Raw genomic sequence first — 23,792 nt, 5'->3', positions numbered from 1 at the left:
TTTTATAGGTAATGAAAAACTTTATCGACAATGTATTAGCGCTATTCAGAGAGAAATATGACGCTAAAAAAGATGAGACGAAAACTCATTTTATAGATTTGCCGCCTGACATAAAGCCGTCTAAAAATATTGTAGAGACCGAAGTTAATTTAGACGTTGCAAACCATAATAACATTGCTAATCCCAGCACCCAAAATCGTTATGCGAAACAAAGCAAGACGAGAAGGTATCGTGATGAGCATTTAGATGATGTGGGGGAGCTGGCAACCTTTGTTATCTCGTCAAACAAGCAAAAGTATGATATTGCTTCATCGAACCGCAAACTAGGACGCTGGGTATCAAGGTATGAATCTCTAAACATACAGGGACGTATCATTGATAACGGCTTTTTTTATTTTGGTGGTAAGCTTGAAACTTTGATTGGGTACGGCACTGAGCCATCGTTAGTAAATGATAGCTTATCGGTCGGTTCGCCAAAAGCTATTTATAACACCTCGCATATCTATAGTGATGAGTCGCTTGGCTATTGGCCAAGTTATGCAGCTCTATCACCCTTATGCCGCGGGGTTTATTTAGATTGGTTGGCCTCAGATCGGGCGAATCCCAATACACCAATTGGATATGTTTTCATTTACTTTGGTGGGTTTGAACGTAGAGTGATTGAAGGTATTAGTGACGATAGCGTGTCTGATGATGAGTTCGTCAATATTTATAATGAGGTGCTACGGCTACATAATATCTATGGCAAACAGTCCTCATTCAGTAACTACTCAGCGAATTTTTTAGAGTTCATGACGCTAGTACGCTCGCCACTATTTGAAGAAAAAATGCAAACAGCGCAGCTTTTACCACCGCCTGCCAGTAGTCAAAACCTAACCTTTAAAATGCAGTTAGCAAAAAGGGTAACCTTAAAGTTACCTATTACTGCTACCTTAGCATGGGAATGGCTCATTTTTTCTAATGAATATAACTTCAAAACACCTGCAAGGCGCTGTGAATCAGAGTTTAAAGATCTGTTTGAGATTTTATATCAAAAAGCCTATCCAAATGGATTTATCGTCCCTCCTAATAAAACCAAATTAAAAATTAGCTACCATGCTGCGAGCCAATCAATTGTGAGTGTTGACCTTACCCTTGATGATTTGCAAGACCCAAGCACCTTAAGATCACCTATCAAAAAACTGATCGCTATTGCCGAACAATGTAACGAGGCTTTGGATGCTTACAGTCGCTATCTGGGGAGAGAGGGTAACTCTGCAACAGACATAGACACTATTATGTTACTGCCAAAAGTGCTTATTCAGCAGCAAGCATATCGAGAAAAATATCCAGTCATACAAAATTTTAAAGCATGGGCAGAATCTGTTACTCAAAACGATGAAGGATTAACGACAGTCAAAGAGCTATGGAGATATTTAGTTGAGCCGTCATCTCAGTCGTCACATGCTATGCCCAATACTATGCCTAAGTCATTTGCTAAAAAACATGGTGAGATGATAACCAATTTAGCTGAGTTGGCTGGCTTCGGTGTTGTACCAGATCAGCGTTATCATCAGACCAGTCTTAAACCGGATGGATATGTGGTTTTATTTGATGGTGGTCATGGTCAAGACTTTGAGCCGAGTGCATCATTTTACCAAATCAGTTTGGCGCTTAGATTGGGTGCCATGGTTGCAACCATTAATGGCTATGTCGATAAAAGAGAGGTGGATACGCTACTGGCGATCATTGAGCAAGACACACAGCTTACTGCTATTGAAAAGGCGTCGCTAAAGGCTTATTTGTTATGGCGCTTAAATAGTCCTGCTAATATGGCGGGTCTAAAGGCAAAGCTTGCAGTACTTGATGAAAAGCACATTAGCTTTATCAGTCGTTTTATCATCTCAGTTGCCTTAGCTAACGGTAATGTAGAGCCCAGTCAAATCAAACAAATTGAAAAGTTATATCAGGCTTTAGGTCTTGATAAAAATTCAGTGGTTAGTGATATTCATCATTTAACCAGTACTAAAAAGAGCATGACAACGTTTAGTGATGCGACACAGCAAAAAACGACCAATGACAATAGGGTTGGGGCTAATGCTAATATCCCAAATCGTAAGAGTAAGCCATACATTTTTAATGCAGAATTACTAGCTGCTTATGAAAGCGAGACAGGCGACGCTAAAGCAATGCTGGCAAGTATATTTGCAGCAGATGACGACGATATGGAAGCGGATAATGAATCACTATCGAATGAGCAAGTAAATAATGATCCTGAGGTTGATACGCCCAAAGAATCTGTTGCTAAAGGTCTAGATACGATTCATAGTAAGCTGTATCAGCAACTTATTAGTAAAGAGGTATGGCAAAGAGAGGAAGCTGAAGTGCTATGTGAATCCTTGAATTTAATGATAAATGGAGCTATCGAGACTATCAATGATTGGTCGTATGATAATGTCGATGCACCAGTATTGGAAGCTGAAGATGACATAGTGATTGACTATGAGATTGTCGAAGAGTTAAAAGTATTGGACTAAATATAAGAATCAGTAAGGATGAATGATGAGTGGTAAAAAAATTAGAGCAAAAGAGCGCGATGCTATTATTCAGTCATTGAAGGCGGGAGTCACGCCCAAGGTAGGTATTCAGCATATTCAAGTGGGGCGTATGAATGAGCTCAAAGCGCTCATAAGTGATATCGAGCGCGTCGCTGATGGTGGTTCGGCTTTTCGTCTTATTATTGGTGAGTATGGTTCAGGCAAGACTTTCTTTTTAAGTGTGGTAAGGGCGATTGCGCTCGAGCGCAAGCTGGTCACTGTTAATGCTGATTTATCGCCTGACAGGCGTATCCAAGCATCGTCAGGACAAGCAAGAAACTTATATTCTGAGCTTATGCGTAATTTGTCTACTCGTAATAAACCAGATGGTAATGGTTTGGCCAGTGTAGTAGAGCGCTTCATTACAGAAGCACGCAAACAAGCAGATAGTACTGATGAGACTATTAGTGAAGTTATCCAGCACAAACTGGCTGAATTAACAGAATTGGTTGGCGGCTATGATTTTGCCAAGGTCATTGAAGCTTACTGGCAAGGTCACGAAGAAGGTAATGATGAGCTAAAGATTAATGCAATTCGATGGTTACGTGCAGAGTACTCAACAAAGACCGATGCTAGACGTGATTTAGGCGTGCGTACTATCATATCTGATGCCTCTTTTTATGATGCGCTTAAAATAATGAGTTTATTCGTACGGCAGGCAGGCTATCAAGGATTGTTAGTCAATCTTGATGAGATGGTCAACTTGTATAAGCTTAATAGTACACAAGCACGCCAAGCCAATTATGAGCAGATTCTCCGTATTCTAAATGACTGCTTACAAGGTACCGCTGAGCATCTAGGGTTTTTATTGGGCGGTACACCAGAGTTTTTACTCGATCCGCGCAAAGGGTTGTATAGCTATGACGCCTTGCAAACGCGATTAGCAGATAATAGCTTTGCCAAGCGGGCAGGTGTCATTGACTATTCCTCACCTGCATTGCATTTGGCGAGCCTCACACCAGAAGAGTTATATATCTTACTTAAAAACCTGCGTCATGTTTATGCAGGTGGTGATGAAGCTGAATATCTGGTACCTGATGAATCTTTACAAGCTTTTTTACAGCATTGTAGTCAAACGATAGGTGATGCTTACTTTAGAACGCCTCGTAATACTATTAAAGCGTTTTTGGATATGTTAGCTGTCATTGACCAAAACCCAGACATTTCATGGGATCAACTGACTGAATCAGTAACTATTGACCCTGAAATGCCATCCGATGTGGACATTGACATGAATGGTATGGACGAAGAAGACGAGCTTACTGATTTTAGGTTATAGGTCACTAATAATATTAACAAAAAATATGAGAAATTATCTTTGAGAGACGTTCATCTTCAGCTCGACTTCCGTATACAGCGTTGGATATTTAACCAAGGTTGGAGTGGATTGCGCGAAGTGCAGGCTAAGGCTATCGCGCCAATTTTGTCTGGGAAAACCGATGTGCTTATTAGTGCGGCAACTGCTGCTGGTAAAACAGAAGCGTTCTTTTTGCCAGCGTGTAGCGCCCTTGTTAAGTCATACGATGGCCAAAATGTAGATAGATATGAGAAAGAGGGGCAGGGTAACGGAGTAGGCATTCTATATATAAGCCCACTAAAAGCGCTCATTAATGATCAATATCGAAGGCTTGAGAGTTTAGCAGACCTGCTCGATATGCAAGTGACGCCATGGCATGGCGATAGTCCACAGAGTAAAAAGAATAAACAAAAGAAGTCGCCATCCGGAATTATTTTGATTACCCCTGAGTCGCTTGAATCTTTATTGGTTCGGGATGCAGGGTGGGTCAAACAAGCTTTTAGTAATCTAAAGTATATTGTGATTGATGAGTTTCATGCGTTCTTGGGTAGTGAGCGTGGTCAGCATTTACTATCACTTTTGACTCGGCTTGAGCATGTCACTGAACGTTTAAATTCACCTATCCCAAGAGTGGCGTTGAGTGCAACGTTGGGAGAACTTAAAAGCGTACCGCAGTCACTAAGACCTAATCAGTCACTACCTTGTGTCATTATTGAAGAGGACGAAGCGACAGCTAGCATTAAGGTGCAAATAAAAGGTTATATAGAGCCCAGTCAGTTAGCGCTTAGATCAAATAATGAACACGTTAATTTTGAAAGTTTTGGCTCTAAATATTCTCTCTCTAAAAATACTGACTCTGAAAACATGGGTATTCAGCATCCTTATACTGCCGAAGTACAAGTCTGTGCTGACTTATACCGTTTATGTCGTGGCGGTAGCCATCTGGTATTTGCTAATAGCCGTAATCGTACAGAAATGATTGCTACAGAGCTGAGTGAGCTATGTGAGCGTAACATTGTACCTAATGAGTTTTTCCCTCATCATGGCTCACTCTCAAAAGAGCTTATAGAAACCTTAGAAACACGACTACAGAAAGAAGCGCTGCCAACCACTGCCATATGTACCATGACCTTAGAGCTAGGGATTGATATTGGTAAGGTGGATACGGTGGTACAAGTGACAGCGCCGCATTCTGTAGCCAGTCTTCGGCAACGTCTTGGGCGCTCGGGTAGGCGTGGTGGTTCAGCCGTACTTAGAATGCTCATTACCGAAAAAGAAATCAGTAAAGAGTCCAGTCTCATTGATGATCTACGTCTTGAGTTAATACAGTCACTCGCGATGATAAGACTGTTGATTGTCGATAGGTGGTTCGAACCGGCGGACACTTCGTTATATTACTTTTCAACGCTATTGCATCAAGTACTAGCGACTATCGGTCAATGGGGCGGTATTCGTGCTGACCAGCTTTATATCCTGTTATGCAAACAAGGACCTTTTCAAAAAATACAACCAATTCACTTTAAGTCGCTGCTTAGCCAGATGGGAGAGGTACACCTGCTTACCCAACTCGGTAATAATCAGTTGGTGCTAGGTATTATCGGTGAGCGTATTGTTGGTCATTACACTTTTTATGCAGTGTTCAAGACCCCAGAAGAATATCGTATTGTGACGGGTAATAGGACGCTTGGAACGCTACCAATTGAGACTATGTTACTACCTGAGCAGTACATCATTTTTGGCGGTAGACGCTGGCAAGTTAAAGATGTTGATATAGATAAAAAAGTAGTGGATGTTATCTCTGTCAAAGGTGGTGGTAAGCCTCCAGCTTTTGGTGACAGTAGCATGTCTATACATAACCGAGTACGCCAAGAGATGTATGAGATATTGAACAACGGTGATTATCGTATTGCAGTTGGCGAGCAATATCTAGATTTCGCTGATAAGACGGCCAGACACTTATTTTTAGAAAGTATGGATACTTTTAATAGGTACGATTTAAGCAATCGACCGGTTATAGATAAAGATGGTCATAGCTACATATTTATGTGGTGTGGCGATAAGATAGTGAACACTTTAAAAATGCTGCTTATACGAGATGACTTTGTCGTTGAAGATTATGCAGGTGTCATCCGTATTCATAAAGTAGATTCGACTCAGGTTTCTCGATTTTTAAAAAGGCTTTCCAATCAGACTTTGCCCACCGCCACTGAGCTTGCAGAAACTGTACCTAATAAGATGATCGAGAAATTCGATGAATACTTACCTGATGATTTGCTCAATATTGGTTACGGTGCCCAAATGTTTGATATTGTTGGATTGAAAGAGTGGTTGGAGTATTTTAAAAATAAACAGTGAACATATGATAGACGTGAATAACGTTGTACCTTATGAATCAGGACAGCTCTATAAACGAGAAATGCCTTGCTTACTGGCGTTGATGAATCAAATTAACGAACCGTTTGATGCCATTATCATAGACGGTTATGTATTTTTGCATGGTGTCGAGAAAGCAGAATTGGGTAAGTATCTGTATGACCACCTAGTTAATAAAAAACCAATCATCGGTATCGCTAAAAATCATTTTTATGACATTACAGAAGACTATGCTGTTTGGCGAGGGGTAAGTAAGCACCCTTTGTATGTCACCAGTGTTGGTATGGACCTCACAAAGGCTAGAGAAATTGTCAGTGAAATGGAAGGCGACCATCGAATGCCTAAAATGGTCACTTAGGTAGATAAACTCGGGCGTCATCAAAAAACGAGCTAAACGATGTCAAAAATAGAGTAAGGCATATAAGTCGAACAGCTGAAATAAATAGTCGACGCTAAACTTTCATGACTCTCAAAAACCAGACAAAAAAAAGCCTCACTTCCTATTTAAGGAGCGAGGCTTTTAGTACTCTTACGAGCCATATTTGGAGCGGGAAAAGAGATTCGAACTCTCGACCCCAACCTTGGCAAGGTTATGCTCTACCACTGAGCTATTCCCGCTAAATCATTTGATTAACTATCATCAGATGATGAAGGCGTATTATACGCATTTTTTTTTATGTGTCAACACCTTTGAAGAAAAAAATAAACTTAGCAAAACAGGCATGTCATCGCGCCCCCAATTTATGTTATAACAGGTAATTATATTATGTATTCCAAAAGCTTGTGATTATACAAAAAAGCTGGAATGCGTCTTATAATTTAGCTCAATTATATAGACAGTTACCAATATTTATAATGATAAGTCATAAGGATGAAACATGAGTCAACAATATACTATCGCTGATTATTTATTTGATCGTATCGCTGAAGCGGGTGCGACTGAGATATTCGGTGTCCCGGGGGATTTTAATTTAACGTTTTTAGACAATATTCTCGCGTCAGACAAACTGCGCTGGGTCGGCAATACCAACGAGTTGAACGCCGGTTACGCCGCTGATGGCTACGCACGCGAGCGTGGGTTTGCAGCGATGGTGACCACTTTTGGGGTAGGCGAGCTGTCTGCAATCAACGCGACCGCAGGTTCTTTTGCGGAGTATGCGCCTGTACTTCATGTCGTGGGCGCACCAAATACAGCGTTGCAAGACTCAAAAAGCCGTATTCACCATACGCTGGGTGACGGCATATTCAACCACTTTATAAAAATGGTAGAGCCAGTGACCGTTGCGCGTGCGCACATCACGCCTGAAAATGCCGCCTCAGAGATTGACCGTGTGATTCGCTTGGTGTTAAAAAAACACCGTCCAGGCTATTTGTTGTTGTCACCGGATGTAGCGCGTCAACCGATTTACCCGCCAACGACCAAGCTCGATGACAGCCAAGAAGACATCACCAGCCAAGCGGCATTGGCAGACTTTAAGCAAGCGCTCACCGAGTTCTTACCTAACAAAACCACGACGCTCATGGCGGATTTGATGGTACACCGTTTGGGTCTACAAGATCAGCTAAAGGCGCTGATTGCAGATACCAATATTCCTTATACCACGCTGTCGTGGGGCAAAACACTGCTTGATGAGAACAGCGAACGTTGGGCAGGTACTTATGCAGGCGTGGCATCACGTCCCGTGGTCAAAGACGCGGTAGAAAACTGCGAGTGCTTGATAAAAATTGGTGTGCAATATACCGATACCACCACCGCCGGATTCAGTCAAGACATCAACGAGGATGTGGTTGTAGATTTGCACTATGAGCGTGCTTCGATCAGTGGTAAGAACTTTGCACCCATTGCCCTAAAAGACGCCTTACAAGCCTTGCATGAAGTGATGACCTCAGGTATTGAGATTGTGCCTAAGACTTTCTGCAAAGAAATGAAGCCGCATGAGCAAAATGGCAAAGACGACGAACCCATTCGTCAGGACGATCTGTGGCACATTATTGCTGATCGCTTAGATCACAATAACTTGGTATTTTCTGATCAAGGCACAGCTTATTTTGGTATCAGTGATGTGCGTCTGCCAGAAGGGGTGACTTCTTATGGTCAGCCGATGTGGGGTTCGATTGGTTACACGTTGCCTGCCAGCTTGGGCGCTGCCATCGCATCGCCGCACAAGCGTAGTGTGTTGTTGATTGGCGACGGTTCTGCCTTACTGACTGTGCAAGAAATTGCAGTCATGATTCAAGAAGGCATCAATCCAGTCATCGTGCTTGTGAACAATGATGGCTACACCGTTGAGCGTGCGATTCATGGTGAAAACCAGTATTATAATGACATTCCCAAATGCAACTGGCAGATCATGCCGCAAGCTTTTGGCGCGACAGAAGACAACAGTTTGATGCTAAAAGCCCAATCCGCTGGCGAGTTGAAATCAGCGCTTGATAAAGCGGCAGAAACCACAGACAAGCTTGTGATGATAGAAGTCATTGCAGACAAACATGATATTCCGCCACTCCTAGCTGATATCAGTGCCGCACTAAAACCAAAAAGCGATTAATAAGCGTTAGTACTTTGTAGCGTGTTTTAATCATCAAAAACCCCCGTGCAGTGAACCAACTGAGCGGGGGTTTTTGTATTTTTATAGGTAAAGTCAACTAAATTGAGATTTTCCTTATACCAGTTTGCATACTTTAGTATCATGGCAAGTTGGGCTACCTTCAGCCTTGAGGATTTAATAGGAGACAGTCCACTATGATTTGGCTAAAAATGCTTATTGGGGCTTTGATGGTATTGGTGATTCAATTATTTGCACAAACTCGATTTTTTTATTTGGCCGCGCTTGCCCCGCTTTTTCCCACTTTTGCGCTAATCAGTCACTTTATTGTCGGTACGGAGCGTAGTGCGGCTGATTTAAAAGTCGCCCTGATATTTAGTATATTGGGCGTTATACCGCACCTTGTTTATACGCTGGTGGTCTTTGTTAGTATTAACTACATCAGTCTTTATAAGGCATTAATGCTAGGCGTGGTCGCTTGGGTCATAGCCGCCGCTATTTTGGTATTAACGTGGCAATACCTTCAGGGCTAAAGGTACTCAGGGCTAAAAGATCGCGAAAGTATCATTGCTCAATAACTCAATTATTATCATTTATAAAAATAGGGCTTAAAAAAGATGGATACCTTAAATATCCTATATCTCGTTGGGGCGTTGTTGATTTTTGCCAGTATTATGGCAAGCACGTTATCCGCGCGTTTGGGCGTACCGCTTCTGCTGTTGTTTTTAATGGTAGGCATGTTGGCAGGCGAGCAGGGCATTTTGGGTATTGAGTTTTCTCAATATGGACTGGCCAATTTTGTGGGACAAGCTGCTTTAGCCTGTATTTTGTTAGACGGTGGTCTGCGCACCTCTTTTAAGTCGTTTCGAGTGGGTCTAAAGCCTGCGATTACCTTAGCGACTTGGGGCGTGCTGGTCACGGTGATGGTGCTGGGTATTTTTGTGACTTGGTTGCTCGATGTTGATTGGCGCTTTGGTCTATTGATGGCCGCCATTGTGGGGTCGACCGATGCGGCGGCTGTGTTTTCTTTATTGCGCAATGGCGGCGTCAAACTGAACGACCGGGTTCAAGCCACGCTTGAGTTAGAGTCGGGTGCCAACGATCCTTTGGCCATTTTATTAGTCACAGGTTTAATCGCGTTAAATGTCGATCCAGCCGGTCAGACAACCCTCGGCTTCTTGATTTTGTTGTTACAGCAGTTGGGTGTGGGCTTGGGAATGGGTCTACTGTTTGGTTATCTGCTGGCAAGGTTGTTACCCAAACTGCACTTGGCAGAGGGCATGTATGCGATTTTGATCTTGTCTGCCGGCCTAGCCGTGTTTGCAGCGACCAATCTACTTGGCGGTAGTGGCTTTTTGGCCGTCTATCTCACAGGTGTGCTGATTGGCAATCATAAAGTACGCTCAACCGAGCATGTCATGCGCGTGATGGACAGTTTTGCTTGGTTGTCACAAGCCGTGCTGTTTGTGGTGCTAGGGCTATTGGTGACGCCATCGAACGTCATCAATGTGTGGCATTATTCAGTGGCGATTGCCGCCTTTATGATTTTGGTAGCGCGTCCGATTGCCGTCTATACGAGCGTCAAACCTTTTAAATTTAAAGACAGAGAAATTGGTTTTATCTCTTGGGTCGGTCTACGCGGTGCGGTGCCGATTACCCTTGCTATTTTGCCAGTCATGGCAGGGATAGATAATGCCTTTATGCTGTTTGATATTGCGTTTGGAGTCGTGGTGGTGTCATTGATTTTGCAAGGTATGACCATTCCCTTTATGGCCGATTTGTTTAAGGTACGTATTCCGACCAATAAAGACCCAAAGGAAGAACTTGAAGTTTGGGTATCAGACAAGGCGAGTATCACCTTATATGAGTTTGAGGTTCAATCGGGCGCGTTCGCAATTGGTCGTCACCCGATGGAAATTTCTCGGCGTATCAGTTCGGATGAAATCAGCGTTTTTGCACTGGTACGTAAACAGGAAATTGTGGTGATGGAAGCCAATACTAAGCTGAAATTTGGCGATAGCGTTTGGTATGCCATGCGCGGCAATCACGCCAGCAAAATCGCCAATATTTTCAATGATACGACGCTTAATCGCAAAGCCATCGATGATTTCTATGGTGATTGGTTGTTGTCGCCTAGTGTCAAGCTTGGGGACTTGCCATTTTTTACCAGTATCATGGAGTCCGAAACCTTGATAGACAATTTGAAGGCTGAAGTCAACAGTGTGATACCTGATGACAAAACCCGCGCAAAAAGCATGTGGGAGCAAACGGTCGCGGAGTATGTGCAAGCACGTTTGGGCACAGCGCCAGTCTCGGGCGATACCGTGGTGGTCAGTGATGAATGGTCATTGGTCATCAAAGACGTGGACGACAAAGGCAAGCTGAGAACCATTGGGTTAAAGCACCAACAACCGTCCGTGGATATAATGCCAATGATATAACGCCAACATAGGCACACCCTATAGCAGGTTCATCATCTTATTCAAAAAATCAGCCGCATGTTTGGGCTGGTTTTCTCGATATGCCCAGTGGTGCTCAACGTCGTAACTGGCCTCATCGAGCAGCAGTATTTTCATCAACCCCATGCCTTCGTAACGTCTCGCCAGATCACGCGGCAAGTAGCCAACATGATGGCCTGCAAGGATAAGCTGCGCTGTCGCCTCCATATGATAGGTGGTGGCACTCAAGGTTTTGGGTCGAATATGATTGATATGATGCTCGATCACATAGCCTCGTTTGATCCATGGGTAGTTTTGTTCTAAATCCTCAAGTGTTAACCCTTCTGAATCATAAAAAAGCCTGTGCTCACGTCCGCAGCAAACCACTTGCTTTTCAACAAATGCGGGCTGGAAAGTCAGTAGTGGGGGAAAGCTGCCAAAGTAACCCACACCTATGTCACTTTCATTACTCAAAAGCTTCTCTAGCATACTCTCAGGACTTTGCACATCAATAGAGAAGTGTATCAGCGGGTTATAGCGGTAACTATTGGCAAGACGTTGTCTGAGCGTATCATAAAAAAACTTGGGCATCTGATCAATCAGGCACAGCCTAATGTGGCCGCCATGAACCGAGTCTAATTGCTTAATATAATGCAATTGATGTTGAAAGTTGGCGACCGATTCGGTAAAACCCAAGCAAGCCTCATAAACCGCCGCCCCATCTTCTGTCAGCTTAAAGCCTGCTCGCCCGCGGTGACAAAGCGTCATGCCCAAACGGTCTTCTAAATGCGTTAAATGTCCACTGATCACCGAGGTGGTGACATTCAAGCGTGATTGAGCGGCAGTAACGCCTTGACACTCCACAATAGCCATAAAGCTACGTAGGGTTTTGATATCTATTTTTATCAACTCATCCAATATCAAGACCGACTCCTTAATAAATATTGTCTTTTATACACTTCTAGTAATAACACATAAAGCCATTTTACTACGAAAAACCAGAAGTTTACTTCTAAAATTTCCCATGGTTCCTGTTCTTATATTTATGTATTGTCAATGGTATGTAGCAAATTGTGTAAATAAACTAAATAAAATAAGGAAATAAATGATGGCTTTTAATCAACCATTAAGTGGCAACGATATGCCTAGATTTGGCGGATTTGCGTCTATGATGCGCCTGCCCACTCAAGCGGATGCCGAAGGACTAGATGTGGCCTTTGTTGGTGTTCCTTTAGATATTGGTGCCTCAAATCGTAGCGGTGCCAGACTGGGTCCCAGACAGATTCGCGATGAATCACGCATGATTCGTCCTTATAACGTAGCCACTCGCGCCGCACCTTTTGAATCCTTGCAAGTCGCTGACATTGGCGATGTGCCCATCAATACGTTCAACTTGCTAAAAAGCGTCGATATCATCGAAAAATTCTATTCTGAAAAAATCGTCAAGCATGGCGCTGTTCCACTGACACTAGGCGGCGATCATACCATCGCACTTCCTATCTTACGGGCGCTTGCCAAAAAACATGGCCCGGTCGGAATGGTACATATCGATGCCCATGCTGATATTAATGATGACATGTTTGGTGAAAAAATCGCTCATGGTACCCCGTTCCGCCGCGCTGTTGAGGAAAACCTAATCGATGGTAACCGCGTGGTACAGATTGGCTTGCGTGGTACGGGTTATAGCGCTGAAGAGTTTGACTGGTCAACCCAACAAGGCTTTCGCGTGGTGCCTGCTGAGGAGTGCTGGTACAAGTCGCTTGCGCCATTGATGGCAGAAGTACGCGAAAAGCTAGGGGACGGTCCTGTTTATTTAAGCTTTGACATCGATGGTATTGACCCCGCGTTTGCCCCGGGTACGGGAACTGCCGAGATTGGTGGCCTGACGTCTACTCAAGGCATTGAGATTATTCGTGGTATGCGCGGTCTTGAGGTAGTGGGTGGTGATTTGGTCGAAGTATCACCACCGTACGACCCGTTTGGCAACACCTCGGTACTCGCTGCAAATCTACTGTTTGAGATGTTATGTATCTTACCGGGCGTGCGCTATGACGAAAAAGTCAAAGCCGTTTATTAATCATAATTCATGGTAGAGGTGTTCACTTTAAAAGCGAGTTAGAGCGACTGGAATACATTTTTCGCAGCCTGTGTCTGAGCAGCAAGCAAGGAACATTTATAGCGGTCGCCTGTAACTATGAATGTATTGATATGAATGTATTGATTTTATTTTGAACGGCCTATAGAGGTAATAAATGCCCTCTTATAAATGGATAAAGGGTCGTTTGGTGATATCGCTAAACGAGTGATCTAAACGTATTAGACTTTTTAGGATGACTGACTCATGATGCAATCTACAAAAACGCTTTCTATATCACCCGAAACCCAGTCTCTGACCTGCGGTGAGCTACTGGTGCAATGGTTAGAATATTACGGTGTGGAGACGGTGTTTGGTATTCCGGGTGTGCATACGGTCGAGCTGTATCGTGGTCTACCCAATACCGATATTCGCCACATAACGCCGCGTCATGAGCAAGGGGCTGGGTTTATGGCCGATGGCTATTACCGCGCCTCTGGCAAAGTCGGTGTTTGCTTTATTATTACAGGGCCCGGCATGACCAATATCATGACGGCAATGGCGCAAGCATTGGCGGATTCGATACCGATGCTGGTCATCTCTAGTATCAACAAAGTAAAAGACACAGGTAGTGGTGAAGGGCATCTGCATGAGCTGCACGATCAACAAGGTATGGTCAGCAAGGTGGCGCTTACCAGCAAAACCATCTGGCAGCCTGAATCATTACCCAAAGTCATCGCCGAAGCTTTTGCATTGTTCAATGGCGCGCGTCCCGGCCCTGTACATATCCAGCTGCCTATCGATGTCATCACCGCTGATGCCAGCCATGTCGAAAGACCGCCACGCTTAAACACGCCAGCAGACCATTTATCCTTACCGTCAGTCATGAGACCGCTGCCAAATCCTGCGCAGTTAGATCTCATTATTCAATCATTAAAGACCGCAAAAAAACCTGTTCTACTCTATGGTGGCGGCTGTGTCGATGTCGATCACCATGCACAAAAACTGGCAGAGATTATCGATGCACCCACGTTTTTGACCATCAATGCCAAAGGCTTATTGCCGCCAGCTCATCCCCTAAGTTTGGGGAGTAATCAATCATTAGCGGCAGGTCGAGCAGTGATTGCTGAGGCTGATTGGGTACTCGCCATTGGAACTGAGCTTGGCGAGACTGACTACGATGTGTTCTTCAACGGTGAGTTCCAAATCAATGGCACGCTGGTTCGTATTGATTGTGATGCCGCGCAGTTGCAGCGTCCGTTTAGAGCGGATATCGCGGTATTGTCCGATGCCCAAATGGCGATCAGTGGTCTGTGTAGTCGTTTAGAAGGTCAGATATTAAACGGGCAGACATTCGACCATCAAGCGTTGTCACGAGTGAACGAGGCAAAACAAGCCCTTTTAGAAGATGTGACAACAGATTTTGCTGGCCAAAATGCGCTACTACAACTGATTCGAGATGAGGTAAAAGACGTCATTTTCGTCGGTGATTCAACCCAACCTGTTTATAGTGGCAACCTTGGTTTTGAAGCATTGGCGACTCGCAGATGGTTCAATTCATCGACAGGGTTTGGCACGTTAGGCTATGGTTTGCCTGCTGCCATTGGGGCCATGGTCGGATCGAACGCACCCGTCGTTAGTCTCATCGGCGATGGTGGTATTCAGTTTACCATTGCAGAGCTCATCTGCGCCGCCGAGCTTGAGCTACCCTTGATTGTCTTGTTGTGGAATAACCAAGGCTACGGCGAAATACGTCGGTATATGGAAGAGGGCGGGTTGCCATTAATCGGCGTCAATATTAAGACGCCTAAGTTTGAGTCGTTAGCGGCAGGCTTCGGTGCAGGATATCGCAGAATCAGCGCAAAGCAGCAATTACTAGACGCACTAAAACAAGACATCAGCGGCAATCAGCCTGTTATTTATGAGGTTGATGAAGCCGATGCGTTTTTGGTAGAGATGGCTAAAGACTTCACTTGTTTTACCTAATTGCCTATTTTAACTGATTACTTGTTTCGATTAACTACTCGTTTTACCTAATTTCCTGTTTTGATTAACTGTTTTTTAGTTAGTGATATTGAATAAAAATTGAGTCATATAGTAGATTTATCTTAAAACCGAAACGGTGCTATGGGAATACATTTTCATAGGATCTGTATGAAGGCATGTTCTCAATTCAACTGATAGTCATCTCAATGAACCAAAAATGGCTGAATTTTACCAAAGCAACACTAGGAAGATTTATATCAGCCGCACGTAAACACCTACCGTGTTGAGCTTATTTTGAGCTGACTATTTTTATAACAAGACGACTCTTTTTATAACAAGACGACTCTTCCATCAATAGCCATATAAGGAAGAACCTAAATAACCGTTAAAAAACCGTGATAAGAACCAGAACCCATCCATTTGTTAAATTTAGGTAGTGGTCAGACAGAAACATTGGTGATCGTTGCCCATCAAGGAGGAATTGAATGACAAACCATGTAGATAAGTCGCAACAGCCGATTTTAGACAATGATATCGTCGATTCAGAAACACCCAACACAGAACAGTGGCGTGCCTCAATGTGGAAATTTTTATTATTTTCAGCGTTTGGCATTGCGCTATTTATCATACCGTTTCAGTGGGACGGAAAAGTCACGATTTTATTAGGTGTGCTGACAGATACCTTGCAAGCATTGCTCGGCAGTTATGTCGCCTATGTGGTTATGGCCATTGTAACCACCTCTTTTGTGGGGTCGCTGGCAGTGAAGGTATTAAAGCCCACGCTGCGTGAAGACACATTGGTAAAAAACCTCTTTGATGTTAACTGGTTTTGGCTCATCGCCCGTTTTTTGGGAATGATGTTTGTTTGGATGATCGCGTTACAAATAGGCCCTGAGTTTATTATCAGTCGTAATACGGGCGGTGTTATTTTTGAAGACTTGATTCCGATTTTGATTCCTTTGTTCTTCTTTGCCATCTTATTATTGCCGTTTTTGACTGATTTTGGTTTGATGGAGTTTTTGGGGACGCTTGCCAGCAAGCTCTTTATTAAACTGTTTAAATTACCCGGGCGCTCGGCAGTTGATGCGATGTCGTCTTGGTTTGGTGCGGCGTCCATCGGTCTGCTGGTCACGATGCAGCAGTATGATAAGAGCTATTATAGCCAGCGCGAAGCGGCCATTATTGCCACGACATTTTCAGTCACATCGATTGCCTTTACTTATGTGGTGGCAAAAACCATCGGGGTCGACAATAACTTCGTCTATTTTTACCTCACCATCGCACTGACGGGTTTTATCGCCGCCATTATCATGCCGCGCATACCGCCGCTATCGCTAAAGCCTGATACCTATCATTCGGGCGAAAGTATGCTCGATGAAGAGATACCCGCTCAATACACGACCTATCAATGGGCGCTCAATCGGGCGGTGACTCGCGCGCAGTCTATGCCGGGACTGGGTCAGGTGTTCAAACGCAGTGCCAAAAATTTATTCGATATTTACTTTGGACTCATTCCAGTGGTTTTCGCTATTGGTACGATTGGCCTTGGGCTCGCTGAGTACACGCCTGTCTTTAATTGGCTCGCAACGCCGCTTGTACCAGTACTTGAATGGTTACAAATTCCAGAGGCGGCAGAAGCGGCACCTGCGATGATTATGGGTTTTGCTGATATGTATTTACCAGCACTGGTGGGTAAAGGGATTGAGAGTGAGATGACCAGATTTATCGTCGGGGCGGCTTCTATTACCCAGATTATCTATATGTCTGAAGTGGGTACGCTGATTTTGAAGTCAAATATCAAGCTCAATATATTAGAGCTGTTTGTGATTTTTATACTTCGTACGCTCATTAGTTTGGTAGTGATTACCTCGGTTGCGCATCTACTGTATTAGCAAAGGGTTGGTTAAATAAAAAATACCGTTACATAAAATAAGGCAGAGGATCTTATGGACATGACCGATACTAACGAGTTAACAAGAGAACGCGCCATACAAACCGCTCAAAACGAAATCGTCTTAAATGCCGCTTATATAGACGGCAATTGGCTGACGATAGAAGCGCCGTCTACTGGTTCTGATAACGACAAAGACCATGCGCTGTATGATCCCAGCTCGGCAGAAGTGATTGCAACGACACGCTTGTGTACCAACGAGCATGTGGCGATGGCAGTGAACGCAGCGTCTACCGCCTATGCCAGTTGGTCACAAACGAGCACACATGAGCGGGCGCATTATCTAAATGCCATTGCCGACACGATGGCGCAGCGGTTTGATACGTTGGTTGGGTTGTCCGTATTAAACAATGGTAAGCCAATTGAAGAGGCAAAAATAGACGTCAGTGACGCCATTGCGTGTTATCGCTATTATGCTGACATTATTACCAACCAAGACACTTGGTCTGAGGTGACCACCAGTGAGACGGGCATACGTTTGTTAAAGACATATGCCGCTGTGGGTGTTTGCGCCTTGATCGTGCCTTGGAATTTCCCCATGGTCACCACCTCTTGGAAACTAGCACCCGCGCTGGCCGCTGGTTGTACGGTGATCCTAAAACCATCTGAGGTGACGCTATTGCCAGAGCTGATGCTGGGCAATATCTTGTCTGCTATTGAATTGCCAAAAGGCGTGGTCAACATTTTGCCGGGTGCAGCAGAAGTGGGCGCGGCTATGACCAGTCATCCTTTGGTGGATAAGATTTCTTTTACCGGTAGCAACGTGATTGGCGAAAAGGTGATGAGCCAAGCGGCAACAGGTGTCAAAGACATCAGTCTAGAGCTGGGCGGTAAGTCGGCCATTGTCGTACGCGCTGATGCGGATATCGATAATGCCTGTGATTTAATCATCGGCGGGATATTCACCAATGCCGGTCAAATATGCTCAGCGACGTCCAGATTGCTCGTCCATCAAGACATTGCTGAGTCGTTGTTTGAAACGTTAAAGACAAAAGCAGAAAGCTTGTGCATCGGTGATGGTTTTGATACAGCCACACAAATGGGGCCATTGGTCAGTGAGCAGCAGTTTCAGCAAGTCAAAAGATACTTCGGTATCGCTACTAGCGAAAACCTTGATTGCATAACCGGCGGCAAAATATTAGATAGAGCAGGGTATTTTGTCACGCCCACTATTTATAAGAATGTGCCGGTGAGCAGTCAATTATGGACAGAAGAGGTCTTTGGCCCTGTATTGGTGAGTCAAATATTCAAAGATGACTCGGAGGCAATTCATTTAGCCAACGACAGCAAGTTTGCTTTGGCCGCGACTATTGTCAGTGCGGATGAAACGACAGCGCTTACCATGGCGCTACAGTTGCAAGCGGGTCATATTTGGATCAATGAGCAACAAATCGTATTGCCTGAAGCAGGGTGGGGCGGGTTTAAGCAAAGTGGTATTGGTCGCGAGCTGGGCGCTGATGGTTTGTCTGCTTATCAAAAAAGCAAACATGTATTATTAACTCATTAAAATATAGTCAATCCAATATAAAAAAGGCACAGTGAGAATGGATATAAAAAACCCTTTATTGAATCGTCAATAAAGGGTTTTTGTTGCTCTGACAATAAAAATTTACCACATCAAATCATCTGGAATCACATAAGCGGCATAAGGATCATCTTCTTCTAAAGTGTCTTCTGAGGTATCGTTAGACACGACGATAAAGCCTTCCATCTTTGTATCGATACGATCTGCCAGCGGACGAGGAAGCAGGGCATAGCCTTCTTCTAATCGCGCAATCACGACATGACCGACCACGATTTGATCGTACAACTTTTGCGTGATTGAGATTTTTTTGACTTTGGCATTATCGACAAACTGATAGCTAACCTCACCATCGGTATCTGCAATCTGATGCTGCTTAATCATTTGCACGATATTGGCTCTGAGCATTTTTTCTTCTAAAACACGCTGCTTTTCTTGATTGAGCTTTTGGTCTTTTTCAAGTTTTTTTGCTTGCGCTTCTACCAGTGCTTTTTTTGTCTCTAAGCTTTCTGAGTCGCCAGTACGCTTGGCATGGTCAGCTTGCTTACTGATTTTCTTGGCTTTTTTATTATCGACCAATCCTGCCTTTAATAACTGAGCCTGTAGGGCATTTTTTGCCATAATGTCATTCCCTAAATAACGATGCTTTACTCTTAACGATCGAATGATAAATGTGAAAACGCCCATTGTAGCAAACTTTACGGTGACATGGGGTTGGCAGAAGATAAGACCGCATTGATAAATCAAACTGACGCTAGGGTCGCTCTATATTAAACAGGGTACGGTTCTAATGAAGTGAATATGACCAAACCTCTGTCACGCCGCCGAACAGCAAGTCTAAGAAGCTCACATAATCACAAATACATGACTGGATGAAGCCGCTTAAATTGGGTATTATCAAGTCAATAAGTACATTTGTTCGCTAGCGTGGTTATAAGATGTTTTGAGTTGATTGAAAAGTGCTTTGGATTAGTTAGCAAGCGCTTCGAGATAAACATATCGCTTGGTCAAGCATCAATACGACATGGGGTTAATCAGACAAATTTAAGGATAAATTATGACAACATCACAGCACATTTTGGCCTGTATTGACGGCTCAGCAGTGACGGAATCAGTTTGTGACTATGCTGCTTGGTATGCCAGTAAGCTGAACTTACCCGTTGGATTGATGCATGTGAGTGACGTGCCTGTCTCTAGCAGACGGGATTTGTCAGGCGCGATAGGCATCAACAGTCGCCAGTTTTTGTTAGAAGAATTGACCGAGCTTGACGAGCGACGAGCCAAGATAGAAAACAGTTATAGCAACGCCTTGGTACAAGACGCCAAAAGCCATATCGAAGAGAGATTTGCTCATGTCGATGTTCGTCTGTATCAACGTCATGGTAAGTTGTTGCCCGCCATTGAGCATTTTAAAACAGAAAACCGAGCCATTGTCATGGGACGGCGCGGTGAGGATCATAAAAACAGTCGCATCAATATTGGCAGTCAAATAGAAACAGTGGCCCGCGCCTCAGACGTTCCTATCTTAATTTGTTCAGAAGCATTCAGAGAGCCACGTTCCTATATGATCGCCTTCGATGGGAGCAAAACCGCTATCAAGGCGGTCAGTAGGGTGGCAAGAAGCCCTTTATTAAATGGTATGAAAGGTCATATCGTTATGATAGGCAATCATAATGAGGCGGCGAAACAGAGCTTGAGTGCAGCAGCAGCGCAATTAGAAGCGGCTGGCTTCATCGTAGATGCGCATCATTTAACAGCGTCTGATGCGGTGAATGGATTGCTACAATTCCAGATGGATAACGACATTGATATGATGGTATTGGGCGCTTATGGTCACTCTAAGTTGCAGCAGTTGTTTTTGGGGAGTACCACAACAGAGATTATCGCCAGCACGTTGTCACCAGTGATTTTGGTACGTTAAAACCTTTTGTAAATGCCACAATACTATCGTGGTCGTGATGTCGCTGCTTAAAAAAGCAAATGACTGTTTTAAAATGACTGTTTTAAAATGACTGTTTTAAAATGACTGTTTTAAAATGACTGCGTCTAAAATGACTGCGTCTAAAAATATCATTCCTAAAACGACTGTCTCTAAAATGATCCTATCATTGTCTTTTTTCGAATAGACAGTGTAGGGTCATTTTTAACGTCTAGAAAAAGACAAAATCTTATCACTGCTTTGAGCATTCTTAAGTGTATGCAACTTTGTATCAATTCCTACGAAAATCTTCTCCAATCTCATTAATACTTAAGTCTTTTGGTGCTGTCATTACTCAGCCAACGCGACTGTCATTTCTCTCACCATCTATCTCCATTGCCGACTAACTATTGAGTGACACAGTGCTTTTAATCTGTGTAGGTGTGTCTTCGTATTTATAATCTTAAGCCTCAAAAATCTAGCGAAAATAACACTATTGCTTTTATCAAAATCATATGACAAACCTAATAGCATTCTTACATAGAGTAATTCGACATAAAAATAAGGTTTTACGGGCTTATGACTATAGAAAATGGAATTGAACACCTCTTGAAAGTTAAGCCCCAACCTCTATCTTAAGATGCAATTACCTGATTTTTACGATGTTCATAACCAAGTATTTAACTAACATTCCTACTTTTGAATGTAACGACAAAGTCTGTATTTTAAGATTTTCTAAATAAAAGTAAATATTAATAAACATTGTTTAATTCTTTCTGAATACTCCGTTAGTAAATTGTAATAAATTTGTATATCGAATATTTATAAAATAAAGCCTTTTTTCTTGTTAAAGGTTATAGAACCTTACATTGATTATATTCATATATAAGAATTATTATAAAAACGATTGAAATCAGGTAATTGCATAATAGCTAACTCCAGATATATAATTTTAGAGAAAGCTACATTTAAACTGTGAAGGGTGCTGGTTATAAATTTAAGTATATTGGGAGGGAGCTTTACTGAAAAACTGATATGTAGTCATAAAAATAATAATATTCAATCAAAAGAATATAGGTCTATAAATAGATGGAACTAGAATCTTTATTGGGATGAGAAGCTATGGAAAGCAAAAGTGTATTTTTGGCGGTAGTGATATGTAGTGCAGCGGGTTTCGTAGGTTGTCAGTCTATGACAACCAAGCCTACGTTATCGCAATCTGATGCCAACCATCAGGTTGAGCAGGTGAGGTGGAAAAAAAGTGGTGAGCCGTTTCGCCAACATGCTGCTGATAATAATTTAAAAAATAATGAGAGTAGGATTGTTTTTTTTCATGATACCGATAACAGCGCTCAGTCAAAGAATATCAATATAAGTATGGGATTAGATAATACTTTTCATTCTAGTCTAAAAAATGAGCAACACTCAGAACAGATTGTTTGTTATGGCTCGCACATTGTGAATGCCTCGATCATGAATGGAGAGGACGGTAGCGTTATTTCTTATAGGGAAAACTATCAATTGCTTCCGCAAACAACAACCTACCTAAAGGTCAGTTTATCCAACTCTGGACACCCCATGATACATCGATTAACCGATGACGAAGCCCTGCCATTGTTAGATCAAACCTTACATCAAGCCCATCATATTAGTCGCGTATTATCAGATTGTAATACCGTCAAACAAAAACTATCTGGGCAGGTACGGTTAAATCAGAACACTATTTTAAATTGATATTTATTAAATTTTGCATTTATTAATCAAGGATGATTTTATGGATACTATCACTGTCAAAGCCCATGCTGAAACGGGAACCGTTGCTCAACATCAAGTAGTGACGCAAAGCGGTAGCCCTATCAAAATCCAAGCCACCGACAAAGTTAATTATGAGTTCCTTGATCAATCAACTGGCTACGCTCCTGATAATGTTATTACAAAACGATTGGGTCAAGACCTTCATGTTTCTTTTGGAGAGAACGGTATAGATCCTGACCTTATTATTGAAGGATTCTATAATAATATCGATAGTGCCCTTGTTGGTCTTGCTGAAGATGGTAGCCACTATTACTACATTCCTAATACAGGTGAGGTTAGTGATTACGTCACTGAGCTACAGGCAGGTGACATACAGAGTCATGCATTGGGTGGAAGTGCACAAAATACACCGTGGTGGGTAGGGGCAACAGAAGCGGGCGCTTTTAATGCCTTACCATTACTAGGGGGTCTTGCAGGCGTAGGTGCGGCAGGTGCTGCGCTTTCTAACGACAGTGATGATAGCGACGCCGATGCTGACGCCGATGCTGACGCCGATGCTGACGCCGATGCTGATGCCGACGCTGATGCCGACGCTGACGCCGATGCCGATGCTGATGCAGACGCTGATGCTGATGCAGACGCCGATGCTGATGCCGACGCCGATGCTGATGCAGACGCTGATGCTGATGCTGATGCAGACGCTGACGCTGACGCCGATGCTGACGCCGATGCTGACGCCGATGCTGACGCCGATGCTGATGCCGACGCTGATGCCGATGCTGATGCCGATGCTGATGCCGATGCCGATGCCGACGCTGATGCCGACGCTGATGCTGACGCTGATGCCGATGCTGACGCCGATGCTGACGCCGATGCTGACGCCGATGCTGACGCCGATGCTGACGCCGATGCTGATGCCGATGCTGATGCCGATGCTGATGCCGATGCTGATGCCGATGCCGATGCCGATGCCGATGCTGATGCCGATGCTGATGCCGATGCTGATGCCGATGCTGATGCTGATGCTGATGCTGATGCTGATGCTGATGCTGATGCCGATGCTGATGCTGATGCTGATGCTGATGCCGATGCTGATGCCGATGCTGATGCTGATGCTGATGCTGATGCTGATGCCGACGCTGATGCTGACGCTGATGCTGATGCTGACGCTGATGCTGATGCTGATGCTGATGCTGATGCTGATGCCGACGCTGACGCCGATGCCGATGCTGATGCCGACGCTGATGCCGACGCTGATGCCGACGCTGACGCCGATGCTGATGCAGACGCCGATGCTGATGCCGATGCAGACGCCGATGCTGATGCCGATGCAGACGCCGATGCTGATGCCGATGC

General features: G+C 43.8%; 16 protein-coding genes and 1 tRNA gene. 14 read left to right on the top strand and 3 right to left on the bottom strand.

The features are described from left to right. The first annotated feature begins 11 nt into the window (after positions 1 to 11). From AAJP47_RS00085 to AAJP47_RS00070, 4 genes are read left to right on the top strand one after another with little or no spacing between them, the layout of a single operon-like run. Entirely contained in the window at positions 12 to 2,516 is a 2,505-nt protein-coding gene (locus tag AAJP47_RS00085) for a tellurite resistance TerB family protein (protein ID WP_346715877.1), read from the top strand. Between the two features lie 25 nt (positions 2,517 to 2,541). Further along, positions 2,542 to 3,855, top strand: coding sequence for an ATP-binding protein (locus tag AAJP47_RS00080; RefSeq protein ID WP_346715876.1), 1,314 nt, complete (start codon positions 2,542 to 2,544; stop codon positions 3,853 to 3,855). A gap of 39 nt (positions 3,856 to 3,894) precedes the next feature. Then, the gene (locus AAJP47_RS00075; protein ID WP_346715875.1) at positions 3,895 to 6,228 is read left to right on the top strand and encodes a DEAD/DEAH box helicase; all 2,334 of its coding nucleotides are present in this window, start codon (positions 3,895 to 3,897) and stop codon (positions 6,226 to 6,228) included. 4 nt (positions 6,229 to 6,232) lie between these two features. Continuing rightward, positions 6,233 to 6,604, top strand: coding sequence for an endonuclease V (locus AAJP47_RS00070; protein WP_346715874.1), 372 nt, complete (start codon positions 6,233 to 6,235; stop codon positions 6,602 to 6,604). A gap of 185 nt (positions 6,605 to 6,789) precedes the next feature. On the opposite strand, the gene AAJP47_RS00065 is transcribed toward AAJP47_RS00070, so the two are convergent. Then, positions 6,790 to 6,864, bottom strand: a tRNA-Gly gene (locus tag AAJP47_RS00065). A gap of 260 nt (positions 6,865 to 7,124) precedes the next feature. Here AAJP47_RS00065 and AAJP47_RS00060 point away from each other — a divergent pair. The 3 genes from AAJP47_RS00060 (at position 7,125) to AAJP47_RS00050 (ending at position 11,233) form a co-directional block, all read left to right on the top strand. Beyond that, entirely contained in the window at positions 7,125 to 8,795 is a 1,671-nt protein-coding gene (locus tag AAJP47_RS00060) for an alpha-keto acid decarboxylase family protein (RefSeq protein WP_346715873.1), read from the top strand. A gap of 194 nt (positions 8,796 to 8,989) precedes the next feature. Then, on the top strand, positions 8,990 to 9,325 hold the full coding sequence (locus AAJP47_RS00055) for a GlpM family protein (protein ID WP_346715872.1): 336 nt from the start codon (positions 8,990 to 8,992) through the stop codon (positions 9,323 to 9,325). Between the two features lie 84 nt (positions 9,326 to 9,409). Continuing rightward, on the top strand, positions 9,410 to 11,233 hold the full coding sequence (locus tag AAJP47_RS00050; protein WP_346715871.1) for a potassium/proton antiporter: 1,824 nt from the start codon (positions 9,410 to 9,412) through the stop codon (positions 11,231 to 11,233). Between the two features lie 18 nt (positions 11,234 to 11,251). Here the strand turns inward: AAJP47_RS00050 and AAJP47_RS00045 are convergent, their stop codons facing one another. Then, positions 11,252 to 12,154 (bottom strand): LysR family transcriptional regulator, encoded by a 903-nt coding sequence (locus tag AAJP47_RS00045; RefSeq protein WP_346715870.1) that lies wholly within the window; start codon positions 12,152 to 12,154, stop codon positions 11,252 to 11,254. Positions 12,155 to 12,338: 184 nt separating this feature from the next. On the opposite strand from AAJP47_RS00045, the gene speB reads away from it, so the two are divergent. The 4 genes from speB to AAJP47_RS00025 all read left to right on the top strand — a co-directional run bounded on the left by speB (position 12,339) and on the right by AAJP47_RS00025 (position 18,748). Next, positions 12,339 to 13,307: an agmatinase gene (speB, locus tag AAJP47_RS00040; RefSeq protein ID WP_346716543.1), complete on the top strand. Its 969-nt coding sequence runs from the start codon at positions 12,339 to 12,341 to the stop codon at positions 13,305 to 13,307. A 264-nt stretch (positions 13,308 to 13,571) separates the two neighbouring features. Then, on the top strand, positions 13,572 to 15,290 hold the full coding sequence (locus AAJP47_RS00035; protein WP_346715869.1) for a 5-guanidino-2-oxopentanoate decarboxylase: 1,719 nt from the start codon (positions 13,572 to 13,574) through the stop codon (positions 15,288 to 15,290). Positions 15,291 to 15,775: 485 nt separating this feature from the next. Continuing rightward, entirely contained in the window at positions 15,776 to 17,182 is a 1,407-nt protein-coding gene (locus AAJP47_RS00030; protein ID WP_346715868.1) for a YjiH family protein, read from the top strand. Positions 17,183 to 17,242: 60 nt separating this feature from the next. Beyond that, entirely contained in the window at positions 17,243 to 18,748 is a 1,506-nt protein-coding gene (locus AAJP47_RS00025; RefSeq protein ID WP_346715867.1) for an aldehyde dehydrogenase family protein, read from the top strand. A gap of 102 nt (positions 18,749 to 18,850) precedes the next feature. Here the strand turns inward: AAJP47_RS00025 and AAJP47_RS00020 are convergent, their stop codons facing one another. After that, the gene (locus tag AAJP47_RS00020) at positions 18,851 to 19,384 is read right to left on the bottom strand and encodes a DUF2058 domain-containing protein (protein ID WP_346715866.1); all 534 of its coding nucleotides are present in this window, start codon (positions 19,382 to 19,384) and stop codon (positions 18,851 to 18,853) included. Positions 19,385 to 19,820: 436 nt separating this feature from the next. On the opposite strand from AAJP47_RS00020, the gene AAJP47_RS00015 reads away from it, so the two are divergent. The 3 genes from AAJP47_RS00015 to AAJP47_RS00005 form a co-directional block, all read left to right on the top strand. Then, positions 19,821 to 20,684: a universal stress protein gene (locus tag AAJP47_RS00015; RefSeq protein ID WP_346715865.1), complete on the top strand. Its 864-nt coding sequence runs from the start codon at positions 19,821 to 19,823 to the stop codon at positions 20,682 to 20,684. Positions 20,685 to 21,803: 1,119 nt separating this feature from the next. Beyond that, on the top strand, positions 21,804 to 22,415 hold the full coding sequence (locus tag AAJP47_RS00010) for a hypothetical protein (RefSeq protein WP_346715864.1): 612 nt from the start codon (positions 21,804 to 21,806) through the stop codon (positions 22,413 to 22,415). Between the two features lie 40 nt (positions 22,416 to 22,455). Next, positions 22,456 to 23,792: hypothetical protein (locus AAJP47_RS00005; protein ID WP_346715863.1), on the top strand; the 1,337-nt coding region annotated here is incomplete at its 3' end.

The organism is Psychrobacter halotolerans (assembly GCF_039680845.1).
Classification (GTDB): Bacteria; Pseudomonadota; Gammaproteobacteria; order Pseudomonadales; family Moraxellaceae; genus Psychrobacter.
This window is presented reverse-complemented; position numbering and strand designations above follow the sequence as displayed.

Coding starts and splice junctions, on each gene's coding strand:
- AAJP47_RS00085 (WP_346715877.1), top strand. CDS start 12: ATGAAAAACTTTATCGACAATGTATTAGCGCTATTCAGAGAGAAATAT.
- AAJP47_RS00080 (WP_346715876.1), top strand. CDS start 2,542: ATGAGTGGTAAAAAAATTAGAGCAAAAGAGCGCGATGCTATTATTCAG.
- AAJP47_RS00070 (WP_346715874.1), top strand. CDS start 6,233: ATGATAGACGTGAATAACGTTGTACCTTATGAATCAGGACAGCTCTAT.
- AAJP47_RS00060 (WP_346715873.1), top strand. CDS start 7,125: ATGAGTCAACAATATACTATCGCTGATTATTTATTTGATCGTATCGCT.
- AAJP47_RS00055 (WP_346715872.1), top strand. CDS start 8,990: ATGATTTGGCTAAAAATGCTTATTGGGGCTTTGATGGTATTGGTGATT.
- AAJP47_RS00050 (WP_346715871.1), top strand. CDS start 9,410: ATGGATACCTTAAATATCCTATATCTCGTTGGGGCGTTGTTGATTTTT.
- speB (WP_346716543.1), top strand. CDS start 12,339: ATGGCTTTTAATCAACCATTAAGTGGCAACGATATGCCTAGATTTGGC.
- AAJP47_RS00035 (WP_346715869.1), top strand. CDS start 13,572: ATGATGCAATCTACAAAAACGCTTTCTATATCACCCGAAACCCAGTCT.
- AAJP47_RS00030 (WP_346715868.1), top strand. CDS start 15,776: ATGACAAACCATGTAGATAAGTCGCAACAGCCGATTTTAGACAATGAT.
- AAJP47_RS00025 (WP_346715867.1), top strand. CDS start 17,243: ATGACCGATACTAACGAGTTAACAAGAGAACGCGCCATACAAACCGCT.
- AAJP47_RS00020 (WP_346715866.1), bottom strand. CDS start 19,384: ATGGCAAAAAATGCCCTACAGGCTCAGTTATTAAAGGCAGGATTGGTC.
- AAJP47_RS00015 (WP_346715865.1), top strand. CDS start 19,821: ATGACAACATCACAGCACATTTTGGCCTGTATTGACGGCTCAGCAGTG.
- AAJP47_RS00010 (WP_346715864.1), top strand. CDS start 21,804: ATGGAAAGCAAAAGTGTATTTTTGGCGGTAGTGATATGTAGTGCAGCG.